The organism is Arthrobacter sp. YAF34 (assembly GCF_052113245.1).
Taxonomy (GTDB): Bacteria; Actinomycetota; Actinomycetes; order Actinomycetales; family Micrococcaceae; genus Arthrobacter.
Genome location: NZ_JBFRCV010000010.1, coordinates 165,872 through 180,414 on the forward strand (window position 1 = coordinate 165,872; position 14,543 = coordinate 180,414).

The 14,543-nt window shown below is 66.8% G+C and carries 10 protein-coding genes; 1 reads left to right on the plus strand and 9 read right to left on the minus strand.

All coding sequences use genetic code 11. The features are described from left to right. The first annotated feature begins 139 nt into the window (after positions 1-139). Entirely contained in the window at positions 140-1,309 is a 1,170-nt protein-coding gene (locus AB4Y72_RS13925; RefSeq protein ID WP_441426747.1) for a GmrSD restriction endonuclease domain-containing protein, read from the plus strand. A gap of 67 nt (positions 1,310-1,376) precedes the next feature. Here the strand turns inward: AB4Y72_RS13925 and AB4Y72_RS13930 are convergent, their stop codons facing one another. From AB4Y72_RS13930 to AB4Y72_RS13970, 9 genes are all read right to left on the minus strand, one after another. Continuing rightward, positions 1,377-4,004 carry a trehalase-like domain-containing protein gene (locus tag AB4Y72_RS13930; RefSeq protein ID WP_441426748.1) on the minus strand — a complete coding sequence of 876 codons (2,628 nt, stop codon included), beginning with the start codon at positions 4,002-4,004 and terminating at the stop codon, positions 1,377-1,379. Positions 4,005-4,174: 170 nt separating this feature from the next. Continuing rightward, positions 4,175-5,239 carry a hypothetical protein gene (locus AB4Y72_RS13935; protein ID WP_441426749.1) on the minus strand — a complete coding sequence of 355 codons (1,065 nt, stop codon included), beginning with the start codon at positions 5,237-5,239 and terminating at the stop codon, positions 4,175-4,177. 24 nt (positions 5,240-5,263) lie between these two features. Continuing rightward, a complete protein-coding gene (locus AB4Y72_RS13940; protein WP_441426750.1) occupies positions 5,264-7,327 on the minus strand; it encodes a hypothetical protein in 2,064 nt (687 codons plus the stop codon). Between the two features lie 55 nt (positions 7,328-7,382). Continuing rightward, on the minus strand, positions 7,383-8,465 hold the full coding sequence (locus AB4Y72_RS13945) for a glycoside hydrolase family 130 protein (RefSeq protein ID WP_441426751.1): 1,083 nt from the start codon (positions 8,463-8,465) through the stop codon (positions 7,383-7,385). Positions 8,466-8,468: 3 nt separating this feature from the next. Continuing rightward, positions 8,469-9,482, minus strand: a complete 1,014-nt coding sequence (locus AB4Y72_RS13950; protein ID WP_441426752.1) for a carbohydrate ABC transporter permease — start codon at positions 9,480-9,482, stop codon at positions 8,469-8,471. 1 nt (position 9,483) lies between these two features. Then, a complete protein-coding gene (locus AB4Y72_RS13955) occupies positions 9,484-10,449 on the minus strand; it encodes a carbohydrate ABC transporter permease (RefSeq protein ID WP_441426753.1) in 966 nt (321 codons plus the stop codon). A gap of 14 nt (positions 10,450-10,463) precedes the next feature. Continuing rightward, positions 10,464-11,765 carry an extracellular solute-binding protein gene (locus tag AB4Y72_RS13960; protein ID WP_441426754.1) on the minus strand — a complete coding sequence of 434 codons (1,302 nt, stop codon included), beginning with the start codon at positions 11,763-11,765 and terminating at the stop codon, positions 10,464-10,466. Between the two features lie 99 nt (positions 11,766-11,864). Next, positions 11,865-12,902, minus strand: coding sequence for a LacI family DNA-binding transcriptional regulator (locus tag AB4Y72_RS13965; RefSeq protein ID WP_441426755.1), 1,038 nt, complete (start codon positions 12,900-12,902; stop codon positions 11,865-11,867). A gap of 157 nt (positions 12,903-13,059) precedes the next feature. Then, positions 13,060-14,388 carry a hypothetical protein gene (locus tag AB4Y72_RS13970; RefSeq protein WP_441426756.1) on the minus strand — a complete coding sequence of 443 codons (1,329 nt, stop codon included), beginning with the start codon at positions 14,386-14,388 and terminating at the stop codon, positions 13,060-13,062. Positions 14,389-14,543: the final 155 nt, after the last annotated feature.

The window sequence follows — 14,543 nt, forward strand, 5'->3', positions numbered from 1 at the left end:
ACGCGGGGTCAGATCGCGCCCATCCCGGGCCGCGGCATGGGCGCGATGTGACCCCGCGTTGGGGTGTGCGCCGGTAGGCTGGGACCGGTCTTAAGCCGCCCCGCGGATACCCGGGGCAACAGCATGAAGCGGGGAAGAATTGCTCAGCGTCAAAACAAGCAGCGACAAAACAAGCAGCGTCAAAACAAGCAGCGCAAAATCAGGCAACGCCCAACCGGCCGGCGTCCAGGCTCAGGGCGCCCGCCGCCGGAAGATCGGTGCGGTCGACTGGATCGTCCGCGGCATGGCCGGGGTGCTGCTGGTGGCGACGTCGGCGTGCGGCAGCCCCGGGTCCGTCACCCCGGCGGCCGGGACGGGCGTCGTCCGCCAAGGCACGGCGGCGGCCGCCGCTCCCTCGGCCAGCCCGCACGCCGCTACGCCGCGGCCCGCGGCCACCCCCGGCGTCGGCAGCACCGGAGCCCCGCACCAGCAGCCAGCCCTCGCCGGCAAAGCGCTCCAGCTGCTGGCGACCCTGCCAGTCAAGGGCCGTGCACCGAAGACCGGCTATTCGCGCCTGCAGTTCGGCCCGGCCTGGGCCGACGTCGACCACAATGGCTGCGATACCCGCAATGACGTGCTCCGCCGCGACCTCAAGTCCCTTGCGCTCAAGCCGGGGACCAGGAACTGCGTGGTGCTCTCCGGAGTCCTGAACGACCCCTACACGGCCGTCACCATCCATTTCCTGCGCGGCCAGAACACCAGCACCGCGGTCCAGATCGACCACGTCGTGGCCCTCAGCGACGCCTGGCAGAAGGGCGCACAGCAGCTCAGCCCTGCGCGGCGGCTGTCCCTTGCCAACGATCCCCTGAACCTGCTGGCGGTGGACGGTCCGTCCAACCAAAGCAAGAGCGACGGCGACGCCGCCACCTGGCTGCCGCCGAACAAGGCCTACCGCTGCAATTACGTTGCCCGGCAAATTTCGGTGAAATCCAGCTACGGGCTCTGGGTGACCCAGGCCGAGCACGACGCCATGGCCCGGGTCCTCTCGGACTGCCCGGGCGCCCTGGCACCCACCAACCAGCCGGCCGCGGCGCAGCCGGCACCAGCGCGGCCGGCCCCAGCACGGCCGGCCCCTGCGGCCGCGCCCGCAGCGGTGCCCGCGCCTGCACCGGTCCACGTGGCGCCCGCGCCCGCGCCGGTGCCTCCGGCTGCGGTCTACTACGCAAACTGCGCCGCGGTCCGCGCCGCAGGCGCGGCGCCCATCCACGCCGGCCAGCCGGGATACAGCAGCAAGCTGGACCGGGACGGGGACGGCGTCGGCTGCGAGTAGCACCTCTCCCTACCCGTTCCTGAAACGGCACGGTCAGGGTGCCGCCGGTCAGTGGATGCGTCGCTGGTCAGTTCTTCTGGTGCTCATCCAGGAGCCGGGCGCACCGGATGAAGCCGAGGTGGGAATACGCCTGCGGATGGTTGCCCAGGTGGGTCTCCGTACCGGGATCGTATTCCTCCGGGAGCAGCCCCGTGGGCCCGAACAGGTTGACCAGCTGGTCGAAGAGGTCCCACGCCTCCTCGATCCGGCCCACGGCGATATAGGCCTCGATCAGCCACGTGGTGCAGATGTGGAAGCCGCCCTCCAAGCCCGGCAGCCCGTCGTCGTACCGGTAGCGGAACACGGTGGGCCCCACCCGCAGTTCCCGCTCCACCGCCGTGACGGTGGACAGGAAGCGTGGGTCGTCGACGTCCAGCAGGCCGGAGAGACCGATGTGCAGCACGGCGGCGTCCAGGTCCGGGCTGTCGTACGCCACCGTATAGGAGGACGCCGTCTCGTCCCAGCCTTCGCGCAGGACTTCCTCCCGGATCATGGCCGCCGTGGATTCCCAGGCCGGCAGCGGTTCCCGTCCGTGCCGGGCCGCCGTGCGCAGCGCCCGGTCAAGCGCCACCCAGCACATCACCTTCGTATAGACGTGGTGCCGCGGCGCCCGCCTGGCCTCCCAGATCCCGTGGTCCGCCTCATGCCATCGGGCCAGCACGGCCGCGGCCATCTGGACCATCAGCTCCCAGTGCGCATCGGAGAGCACCCCCAGCCGGGCGCTGAGGGCGTCGATCAGCTCGGCAATCGGGCCAAAGACGTCCAGCTGCACCTGGTGGTCGGCGGCATTGCCGATCCGGACCGGCCGCGATCCCGCGTAGCCGGGCAGGCTCTCGATGATGGCCTCGGTGGACAGCGGCGCCCCGGTGACCGAGTACAGCGGATGGAGCCACTCCGGGCCAGGGGCGTGGGCCAGGATCCGGGTCAGCCAGGCCAGGAACCCCTCGGCCTCCGCGGTGGAGCCAAGATCCACAAGGGCGTTGACGGTCATTGACCCGTCCCGCAGCCAGCAGTACCGGTAGTCCCAGTTCCGGGTCCCGCCGATTCCCTCCGGCAGCGAGGTGGTGGGCGCGGCCAGCACGGCGCCGGTGGGTTCGTGGACCAGGGCCCGCAGCACCAGCGCGGACCGGCGGACCAGCGACGGCTTGACGCCCGGCATTTGCAGCTCATGGACCCAGCGCCGGGAATGATGGGCGACGGCGGAGCGGCGCCCGGTTTCGTCGTCGGGCACCGCGGGCTGGGATTCCGTGTCGCCGCAGCGCAGGTTGAGGACCACGGGCCCCTCCCGCAGGTCGACCTCGCCGGCAGCGGTGCCGTGCCGGCCGTCCGAGGTGATCGAGAAGGTCACGCCGGGCGCTAGCAGGATGATCGGATCCGCGGTTCCCACCACGTGCAGCTCCGCTCCCCGGGCTTCCATGCTGAACGGCGCATTCGCGTAGTCCGGACGCGGAGCGAACACGATCCGGGCCCTGCCGGTCCCCGAAAGCACCCGGACCAGGCTGGTGATGCCCTCCGGGGCCGGCTCCAGATAATCCGTGACGGTGACGTCTGCCCATCGGGTCTCGACGATCATGGTGCTGTCCACGTAGCGCTGGCCCAGGACCTGCGAGGAGTTCACCGGTTCCACGGAGAAGTGGCCGGCCGCGTCGCCGCCCAGCAGATGGGCGAACAGCGACCCGGAGTCCGGCAACGGGTGGCTCATCCAGCAGATCTTCGCGTCCGGGGTGATCAGGGCAGTGGACGAGCCGTTGCCGATCATCGAGTGCCGCTCCAGGCCCACGGCGTCCTCGCCGAACAGCCACGCCCGCCGCAGTTCGAACAGGATCGCCAGGACCCGGGCGAAGGATTCCGGGTCGCGGAGCCGATGGCTGGCCAGGGTGGGGCCCTCCCCCACACGCAACGCCATGTCCGGACCGCGCAGCGTCGCCATGGCCAGCTCATCGCTGGACGCGTCACCGGCGTAAAGAGCGGCACTGGCGCCAAGCACGGACCGCAGATGCTCCATGGCCGTCGCCTTGGACGGTTCGACGACGGAAAGGTCCAGCACCGAACCGTCCACGATGAAGTGCAGCCCGATCTCCTCGGCAATGTGCGATGCCTGCCGGGTGGCCAGGGCAATGATGTCCGGCGCGGCCGACCGTGTGTGGACTGAGACGGCGACGGGCTTGCGCTCGATGCTGATGCCCCGGTACGCCCCGACCGTTTCGACGAGGGCCTGGTGGGCCTGCTGGAGCACGGATTCGGTGGCCAGCGAGAGGCTGTGGGCATAGCCCATGTCGAACTCGGCTCCGTGCGAGCCCACCAGATGCACCTCGGCGGGCAGGCGTGAGACCGCGGCGAGGTCGCGCAGGGACCGACCGGAAATGACGGCGGCGTGGGTGTTGGGCAGGGCGGCCAGGGCACGCAGGGCGATCGCGGCGCTGGCGAGCGGCAGGGTCTCGGTCGAGATTCCTTCCGCAGCGCACAGGGTGCCACCGTAATTGCACGCCACTAGCAGCCCGGGGGTGCGGGCCAGGATCTTGAGCTCGGCCAGCAACTGCGGGGTCAGCCCGTCGTCGGCGGCGTCCGTCTGCACAAACGCCCGGAGCAGGCCCAGCGGCAATGATTTGGTCAGCAGTGCGGAGTCAGCGAGGGACTGGTTGAGCGGAGTGGGCACGGGCGCCATCCTTCGGATCTTCCCCAATGCCTGCATGAAAATCGTCCGCTAGGGACGTACCTCCAGTATCCTCGGGGCCGATTTCGCAGGGGTGTCCCGGCTGTTGCAACTATGTAACGTCTGTTTGCCGTAACGTCTGTTTGCCGCCCGGGACACCCCGGATAAGGGTGCTAGCTGCGGTCGGCGCGGTAGAAGTACATTTCCCTGGACCCGGAGGGGGCGTCCCAGCCCTGGGCAAACGTCCAGCGTCCGCCGAACGTGAGCAGCCCGCCCCACGCCAGCGATCCGCCCTGGTTGACCGCTTTCTGGGTGAAGGGCTGGCTGATGTCATAGAGCGCCTGCGCCGCGGCGAAATCGCCGTTGGCATCGGCATAGAAGAAGTCCAGAACCAGTTCGTCCCGGTCCTCGCCGGTGACGATTGCGCAGGCCACTTCGTGCAGTGAGCCGCCCAGCTGTCCCAGATCCAGGTAGTCCTGAGGCTCAAAGCTCCAGTTCACCATGTCAGTGGACCGGCCAACGTGGGTGGTTCCACCGCAGCCCTCGGACAGGTACATCAGGTAGTGCCCGCCGATCTTGACCGCCTCGCCGTGGCCGTTGCGGGGGATGACGGCACCCTTGGCCCAATACCGCGATATCTCGTGCGGAACAGCCAGGCCCAGCTTTTCCCAATGGATCAGGTCATCGGATACGGCAACATTGATGTCGCAACCAACATCGCCCAGGGGGTAGGCGTCGGAATCCTGGCCGGCCGGCTGGTCGCTGGGCTCGATTGTCCAGATCCCGTTGTAGAACATGTAGTACCGGCCATTGGCAAAGTAGACCTTGGGATCCTCGCAGCCGAGGATCTCGTTGTCCATGGTGGGGTAGATCACCGGATTGGCAGGGTTGTCCCGCCACCCGCTCTCGGGATCGAAGACGGCCACGCCGATGCGACTGGAGACCGATTCCTTGCGCGGAGATGCACGGTAGAAGAGGTACAGCTTGCCGTCCCGCTCCATGATGGACGGATTGAAGATTGAATCGGCGGTCCAGCCGATGCCGGTGGGATCCTCCCAGTCCTGGACTTGCTTGAAGGAGAGGGAATCGTCCTTGTGGAACGGGCCCACAGCCCATTCCGGGCGTTCGGGGTACTCGGCGGAGAATTGCTCGGTGGAGATGGTGTCCGTCAGCGGATTGCTGAAAGTGAGCGCTCCTTCGTAACTGTGGAGCAGTGCTTCGGTGGTGATCTTCTGCATGGATTCTTCCTGTGGTGATAAGTACTAGTTGCGGACCAGGGTCACCCAGGTGAACCCACCCGGGGCTACGGTGACTCGGCCGGAATGGTCTGCCCCGTTCTGGTCGGGACCTGGCTTGACGGGCTGGCCGGAGGCATCAAAGGCTTGCTGGCTCAGATGGAAGCCTTGGGGCATGTCCACTTTTCGATCGATACTTCCCGTGGCCGCACTGATGAACAGCGTCGATTGGCCTCCGGAGCCGGAGACGGTAACCGAGGAAATCTGCGGCTGCAGCAGCACGCCATCGATCGACACGTCGCTTCCGGCCTTCGCGACGACGCTGTCCGCGCCCACTGGGATGGCCCGGTCAAGGGAGAACGGGAAAAGCTTGCCGGGGGCTGCCGTGATGCCTTGCTCGCCTGCCCCACCGTTGGGCGTGCTGCCGAGGGAAGTGCGCCCGGAAGACCATGACGTTGTTCCGGCAGGGTCGGGGCGCTGGTTCACGATCGGGTACACGTTGCGGTCCTGGTCCGAGACGGGGACCGGGATCTTCAGGGTGCCGCCGGCGTTGAGCGAAACGTAGGCGCCGCCGGACCAGTTGGCTTCACCGGTCCACGCGGAGGCGGGTTTGACGACTGCGCCGCCGGCGATGGTTCCGGATTCCGCTTCGGCCACCTTGAGTCCGTCCGTCCCCACGGTGCTGCTGATGCCCAGGGCCTTGGCCTTGAGCTCCGGGTTGGCGTCCAGGGCGAGCATCGAGAGCAGGGTGTGGATGGTGGACTCAGCCCCGGAGTTGGGGTTGACCCGGCCGTCGGTTTCGATGCCGTCGATGGCGGTGCCGGTCGCCGGGTTGTAGGCGGGCTTTCCGCTGCGGTTGGCGCCGAAGTACCAGCCAGCCGCCACTGCTGCGACGTCGAGCAGGCCCGGAGCATTCGCGGCCTTGGCGGTTGCTACGAGTCCTTCGACCCGCGAGTCCACGCCGTAGGCGATCTGCGCCTCACCCGGGACAGGACTCCAGGCATTGTCCGGTCCGCCGGAGGCGAGGAGTTGCGGAGTGAACTGGGCGGAGTCCTTCACCGCCGCGGTCAGCAGATCGGGTCGGTTCAGCTGCGGAGACGCATTTGCGACGGCGGCCGCGGCCATGCCGCCCCAGGCGTGCCACAGGGTCCGGGACTGGTTCCATGGAAGAATCGCACCGAACGGCCACTGCTGAACCGATCCCGAGGACATCGCGGCGATACCCTCGGTGAGCTCGCGCAGCGCGGCAACGGCAGCGCCGTCTCCGGGCGCAGCCCTTGCGTAGGCGGAGAGCCCGAGCACTGCTTCGGCCGAGGCGTCCGCCCCGCCGGTGATCAGCCAGGCCGGGACCTTGGCGCCGTCAGCAACGTCATATTTTCCGTACTTGGCCAGGGACTGCTTCTTCAGGGACGTGACGGCGAGGTCAAGTCTGTCCTGCAGGAAGGCGGCGAACTGGGGGTCGGCCGCCTTGAATGCGGCGTATCCCTCTCCCAGGGCCCACACGGTCCGGGCAAGCCAGTACGACTCGGCCGAATCGCTGGGGTCGGGAAGTTCAGCCGGTTTGGCACTGGGCGTCAGGGTGCCATCAGCCTGCTGCCAGAGGACCACGTTGCCGGCATTGGGACCCGAAGACGTCTGCAGGTACGTCAGCTCACGCAGCACCTCGAAGGCGCGATCGCGGCTTGAGGCGTCACCGGTCTGCTGCCAATGGCGCAAGTAGACGACGGCGGTGCGCGCGATGTCGTCAGCGTTGAAGGCGCCCTGGCTCCAGTAGCCTGTGGCCGGGTCCTTGGAACCTCCTCCTACCCTCGTGTAACTGCCGTCGGCGTTCTTGTTGGCGTAGGTCCACGGTGCCTGCGCTGTGGGATGTTCGCCGATCTGGTACGTCGTGTGGGCGTCCACGGCGTGAAGAGGAACGGTGTCGAGCAGGAAATTCAGGTGGGACAGGTTGGTGAGCGGTGCCTGCGACGCAGCGGCCGGGGCCGGCTGCGTCGCTGAGGCTACGCCCGCCCCGGTCAGGAGCATCGACAGCGTTGCAACGACCGCGACCGGGGCGGATTTCAGGCGTGCATGAACAGCGGGACGGGTCATGTCTAACTCCTATGGCGATGGGATGGGGCCAAGCTGCGTGGCGCGCGGTATTGCCCTAGACGCGGTCCAGCTTTGCGACACCGATCTTCGAATCAGCCATGCCGTAGAACACGAACAGCTGCTCGCCGATCTTCTCGATCGCGGTCGGGAAGACGACGTTGGGCACGATTCCGGACATCTCGTCCTCGGTTTCGGGCGCCAGGAGCGGCTTGTCGCTGCGGGCGATCACCTTGGAAGGGTCATCGGCGTCGAGGATCATCGCCGCGGCCGTGTAGTTGACGTTCTGCTGCTGGGCGAAGTCCGACTTGGAGATGACGCCCGAAACGCCGTGGTGGATCAGCAGCCAGCCTTCGTCTACGCGGATGGGGGCGGGGCCGGCACCGATCTTGAGTTCCTCGAAGTCGAACTCGCTCAGGGCCACCTGCCGGTGCTTGGTCATGTGGACGAGGTTGCGGATGTCCTTTTCGACGTCCGCGACCGGCACGTAGGAGATCCAGATGCCGGGGCGGTTGTCGGTGACACCGGCCGGCAGGTGCTCGCCTTCGCCATCGCGGATCCAGCTCAGGTCCCACATGGGGCGGTGCAGCATCGCGTAGGAGGGCACGCCGTCGGGGTCGTTGACCGGTTCGGGGAAGAACACGGCGTCCTTGTTGGCGAAGAGGTTCAGGTCCATGGAGAGGTCGGGCTGGTATTCGAAATGGCAGGGTCCGAGGCGGTTCCAGGTGCGCAGGTCATCGGAGTCGGCGAAGGCCAGGCGCGGGCCCAGCGGCCCGTAGGCCACGTAGGTCATCAGGTGCTTGCCGAGGCTCGGTACCCAGGTGGTGCGGGGGTCCTCGGTGCCGGCGTTGTTCAGTCCGCGCTCCCAACCCTCGTCTGGGGCCAGGACGATGGCCTGGCGTTCGACGCCGGTAGGTACGCCATTCTCGATGATGACCTTGGCCAGTCCCACGCGGGAGACGTTGCCCTCGGCGACCAGGCGCGGGAGCAGGTACAGCTCGCCGTCGGGGCCGCGGCCGCTGGCGGGGTTGAGCACGCCCTCGGCCTCGAAGGCGTTGCCCGGTTCCGGCGTCATGATGACGCCGGCGCGGGTGAGGGTGAAGGGGACAGTGGGCAGTGCGGAAGTCTGGGGGGAGGTCATGAATTAACCCTTTACGCTGGAGCCGATATTGGTGGAAATGAACTGTCGCTGGAAGAAGATGAAGAGTGCGACGGCGGGCGCCGCGAGCACGCATGCTCCCGCCAGGATGGCGCCGAATGGGTTCGATGCAGTCGCGGCGATGTTGGAGATGTAGTTCGCCAGGGAGACTGCGAGCGGCTGGATGGACTGGTCCTTGGTGACCAGGAACGGCCAGAGGAACTCGTTCCAGGGCCCGATGAAGGTCAGCAGGATTGCCGTGACAATCGCGGGCTTCACCAGCGGGATGGCGATCTGCCAGAGGATCCGCAGCTCGGAGGCGCCGTCAATTCGGGCCGCCTCGAACAGGGTCGAGGGCAGCTGCATGAAGTACTGGCGGAAGACGAACACGGCGGTGGAGTTGATCGCGAACGGCAGGATCATGCCGAGGTAGGTGTCGGCGAGGCCGTAGTCCCGCACGATCATCACGTACAGCGGGATGAGCAGCAGCTGGAAGGGGATCATCTGCACCAGCAGCATCATGCCGAACACCAACCCCTTGCCGCGGAAGTGCATCTGCGCCAGGGCGTACCCCACCAGCAGGCCGAAGACCACGGTGAAGAAGATGACGCCGCCGGTGAAGATACCCGAGTTGGCCAGGCCCTGGAGCAGGTTGATGGAGTTGTTGATGTTCGTGTAGTTGGCGCCCGTGATGTTGGCCGGGTCGGGGAATGCACCGGCCACCGAGGTGTCCGGCGAGGTCTGCAGCGAGCCGATGAACATGTAGTAGAACGGGAAGAGGAAGACGAACGCGCCCACGGCCAGGAGCACGAAGCTGCCGAGGCCGAGGTTCCTGCGCTTTTCCACGCCCGAAGCCTTGACGGACCCTTTGATTCCGGGGCTGCCGGGGCGGCGCGCGGGACGGCCGGCGGCGTCGCTGTCGTTGCTGTTGTTGCTGTTGTTGCTGTTGATATTGCTGTCCCTGCTGCTGCCGCCGTCATTTTCGTCGTTGGGCGCAGCTGCCTTGTTGAGAGTCGACATGTCAGTCCTCCTTCCCGCCCACGAGGCGTTTCTGGATCAGGGCAATCAGCAGCACGCCGATCACCAGCACCACGCCCAGCGCGGCGGCCACGTCCGGGTTTCCCTGCAGGATGCCCATCTGGTACATCAGGAACACCGGCGAGGTTGAGGCGCCGTCCGGGCCGCCGCCGCCGGTGAGCAGGTAGGGCTCGGTGAAGAGGTTGGCGCCGGTGATGGTAGCCAGCAGCGTCACCAGCACGCTGGCCGGCCGGACGCCGGGAACGGTGATGTTCCAGAACTGGACCCACTTGTTGCCGCCGTCCACCGAGGCGGACTCGTACAGCTCGTCCGGGATGTTCTGCAGTGCGGCCAGATACAGCAGGATGAAGAACCCCAGCTGCTTCCAGGTCACGAACAGCGCCACGGTCGGCATCGCGAGCCAGGAGTTGACCAGCCACGAGGGGTTCGGGGCCAGCGGCCCCAGCACGGCGTTGACCAGGCCGTTCTGTTGGAAAAGGAACAGCCAGACGCCGACGACGGCGACGCTCGCCGTGACGTACGGGACGTAGTAGCTGACCCGGAAGAACGTCTTGAGCTTCGTTACGCGGTTCAGGGCGTTGGCCAGGACCAGGGACAGGCCCACGGTCAGCGGGACGTTGATGACCAGGAAGACGCCGATGTTTGCGAAGGACCTCTGCACGGCGGGATCCGACAGGACGGTGATGTAGTTGTCCAGGCCCACGAACGGGCGGTCAACCTGGACGCCGGGAGCGGTGAAGAAGTAGTCGTGGAAGGAGATGTAGACGGCGTAGCCGAGCGGAAACGCCAGCACGCCGAGGACATAGATAACGTACGGGGCACTGAACAACAGTCCCAGCGGCTGGCGGCCCAGGAAGTTCTTGCGTTTCCTGGTGGCCAGCCGCTGGTCCGTCGTTCCGCCAACCGGCGGCCCCGTTACGGCGCTGCCTTCAGAAGAGCGGAGTGACATGGGGGAATCACCTGCTACTTCTGGGCTGCCAGTTGGTTGATTTTGTCAGAAGCACCCTTGAACGCGTCGTCGATGCTCTGGTTGCCGAAGATTACGGACTTGCCCCAGGCATCGCGGAAGGTCTGCCAGATCTGCACCGAGTTGGACACGTTCGGCACCTCGACAGTGTGGGCCGCCTGCTCCGCGAACTGCTTATAGGCCGGGTTCTTGGCGAAGTAGTCCGCGTACGTGGCCGGGAGGTCCTTGCGCATGGGCATCTGGCCGGTTGCGGAGAGAAGCTTGCCGTCCTGTTCCTTGCTCGTGGCGAACTTCATGACCTCCCACGCCGTGCCTTGGTTTTTGCAGGCGGAGTACATCGCGACGTTCTTCGCGTCAGAGAAGGTGGAACCGCTGGCCTGAGCCTGAACGCCCGGCACCGGCACGGCACCCCAGTTGACCTTGCCCTTGTAAGCGGCGACGGCCCACGGCCCGGCCAGCGACATGGCGGCCTTGCCCTCGGCGAAGGAGTCACCCTTATAGACCTCCTTCGAGGCCAGGTTCTCCTTGTACAGGGTTTGGAACATGGTGGCGACCTGCTTGCCCTGGTCGCTGTCGAAAGTGGCCTTGCCATCCTTCAACAGCGTGGTGCCGCCCGAGCTGGCGGCGTAGAACGGGTAGAAGTCGAACCATGGCTGGAAGAAATCACTGGAGGGCGAAGGCCACACGGCGTTGGCCGCGGCTCCGGACTTCACCAGGGTGCGGGCCGTGTCCAGGAACTCGGCCTGGGTTCCCAGCTTCGGGTGCCCGGCATCCAGGCCCGCCTTCTTGAACAGGTCCTTGTTGTAGAACAAGACAACCGGGTTGGACTTCCACGGCAGCTGGTACATCTTGCCGTCCGCGGACTTGTACTGGTCGGCGAGATCGCCGGTGCGGTCCTTGATGTACTGGGCACCGTCCGGGAACGAGTCCAGTGCGACGAGGCCGCCCTGCTTCTGGAATTGCGGCACCGCCACAGGAGCGGTGTTGAAGACCAGGCAAGGGGCGTTCCCCGCGGTGATGGCAGCCCCGATGACTTCCTCGGAACTCTTTCCGGCCGGGATTTCCTGGGCATCGACCTGCTGGTCCGGGTGGGCTGCGTTCCACGCGGCCACCATGTCCTTGCCCCACTTCACTTCGAACTCGTTGTTGGAGTACCAGATCTTGATGGGACCCTTGGCGGTCGTGGCGGACGCTGCCGTGCTCCCGCCGGCCCCGCCACCGCAGCCGGCGAGGCCGACTCCCATGATGGTTAGGGCAGCCACGGACATTACTCGCGTGGCAGTTGAAAATCGCTTCATTGCGTCTCCTTGGGAGGGGTTTGCTGACGTTAAGTGCCAGGGTTGGTGTTCGTGCGGGATGAGAATTAGGGATCGTGCAGGCTATTGCCGGGCGGCGGACTAGGGGCGGGTTAGGGCGGGGTCAGTTGGTGCGGGCCCGGTGGAGGCCCTGACCACCAGGCGCGGTGCGGGGAGGACCGTGTCCTCGCCGCGGCCCGTGCCGGCCAACTGGTTCAGGAGCACTTGGGCCGCAACCCGCCCCCACAGCATGGGGTCGGTGGCCAGGGTGGTGAGTGGCGGGTTGAGGTACTGCGTGAACTCCGCGTTGTCATAGCCGGTGATGGAAAGGTCCCCCGGGACGCTGAGCCCCAGCGACTGCGCATAGGACTGCCCGGCGGTGGCCATCAGGTCATTGGCGTACACGATCGCAGTGGGCCGGTCCTCCCGACGGAGCAGTTGGGCTGTGGCGGCTGCTCCTCCAGCCGCGGTGAAGTCGGCAGCGGCAAAGAGGTCCGCGGGAAGGCCGGCCGCGGCCAGCGCCTCCTCCCAAGCCTTGCGCCGGCTCCGGCCGTGGATGTATTCCTGGCCGCCGCCCACGTGCGCGATCCGGCGGTGCCCGAGGCCCACCAGATGTTCAACCGCCGCGACGATGCCGGCTGACTCGTCCACGGAGACGGCCGGAAAAGGGCATCCGGCGTCGGGCCGGTTCACGGTAACGGCGGGCACCTTGAGTTCAAGCAGGAGCGGGATGCGGGAGTCGTTGTGCCGGACGTCGGTGAGGATCACGCCGTCGACGCGGCCGTTGTCCACCAGCTTGCGGTAGCAGCGTTCCTCGGCGCCCGGCGCCGTGGCGACGCTGAGGACCAAGGTGTAGTCGTGCTCGGCGAGCGCTGTCTCGATCCCGGCAATGAAGGCCGGAAAGAAGGGGTCGGTTCCCAGCAGGGACGGGTCCCGGGCCACCACGAGGCCCAAAGCGTACGCCTTGGCTGAGGACAGCCCCTTCGCCCGCAGGCTCGGTTTCCAGCCGAGGTCCTTGGCCACCCGGAGGATGCGATCCCTGGTCTCCGGACTGACGCCGGGCTGGCCGTTGAGGGCATAGGACACGGCACCCTTGCTGACACCGGCCGCTAGTGCGACGTCGCTGATGGTGACTGCCATGGAGCCGATCCCTTCGGGTCTGGTCGCTGGCAGCTGGCTGCACTGAACCGGTTAAGTGATGGGTATTACTAAACCGGTTCAGTTCCGTATTGTCAAGACCCGTCCTGCCGCATGGCGTCAGCCGGGGTCCCCGGCGGCCGGCTGGCCGGCCAGCCGGTCAGCAGCCGGTCGGCTTGTACTCGTAGGTTCCCGCGTCGGGTGCGTCGCCGCCCTGGCAGTCGCCGTTTTGGCTGGCTGGCCGGCCGTCCAGATCCGTGGGGAACAGGCTCGGCCCCGCGCGGTCGATTGCCGGGCTGGTGCCGGCGAGGTGGAGATCGGCGGGCGCATTGACAAAGCCGGCAGGATCCGTGGTGGACGTCGGGTCGGGGACGATATTGGTGGGTCCGTTCAGGACATTCTGCTCCTCGGTCCAGCCGGCACCGTCCATCCACAGCGAGTTGCGGACCGCCACGAGGATGTTTGCCCTAATGACGGTGGAAGCAGGGCATGAGGAGTGGCAGACCACCGCCTGGGAGTCCGGGCCGTTCAGCCACACGGTGTTGTGCTCGAACGTGATGCCGTTGGTCGGGCCGAAGGAGGAGGACGTGCCGCCGCGCGCAATCAGCCCCATGGCCTGGGTGCAACCGGGGCCGCACGTGGACCGGATGAGGTTGTAGCTATACGTGTTGCCATCGGCAGTGCCGCCGCCCCCGCGCCCCACTTCAGAGAAAACGTTGTTGTCGACCGCGACGTTGTGGTGGATCCTGTTCCGGTTGCCATTGAAAATCTCAAACGCACTGCCATCGTGGCCGAAGTCGTAGGACAAAGCGGTGGAGCCGGTGACGGTGTTGCCGGCGAACTCGTTGTCGCTGCCGTTGATGAGGAATCCGAAGGCGCCCGAATCGTCACTGCACTGCACGGCTGCCGCGGTGCCGCAGTGCGATCCCGGCGTAGTGACGTTCATGATGTTGTTGTCAGCGAGGGTGTTGTTGGTATAGCTGCCGAAGTCGGAGCCGTCACTGACCCTGATGCCTGCGGCGTTCTTTCTCGCGGCGGAATTCCGCACGGAACTGTGGTCGCCATAGACCGCGAAACCCGCATAGCCGCAAGACTCCGCCTGCAGGCCGTCCACGGTAATGAAGTCCCCGTCCAGCCTGACGCAAGTGCCCTCGAGCCCCGCCGTGACCACGGGCAGCGGGCCGCTTCCGTAGGAGTTCAGGGTAATCCTCAGCCGGCTGGTGCCGCTCCGGCTGACCATCAGGCCGCCGGAGAAGACGTCTCCGCGGCGAAGGCTGACCGAGTCCCCGGCCCGCAGCGCAGCGGCATTGACCCTGTCGAGGGTCTGCCAAGCCGACTGGGGCGACGTGCCGCTGTTGGTGTCCCTGCCGTCCGCGCTCACGTAGTAGGCGGTGGCGGCGGCCGTCGCCGGCGCGGAACAGCCGCCCAACAGGCCGGCCAGGAACAGCAGAACGATCACCGTGGCGGCGGCTGTGGACTTGATCTTCATGGGTGCACCCGGGTTTTCGCCATGTATGCGCTGATCCGGGCGCCACCGCCTGCCGGCGGACCGCGTCGGCGCCCCGAGGGGCTTAACGCTATGAGCGCGCCGGCCCTAAGTCAACGGAGGGACCCGGCGGGATGCGGCAGGGATCCGGCCGCCGG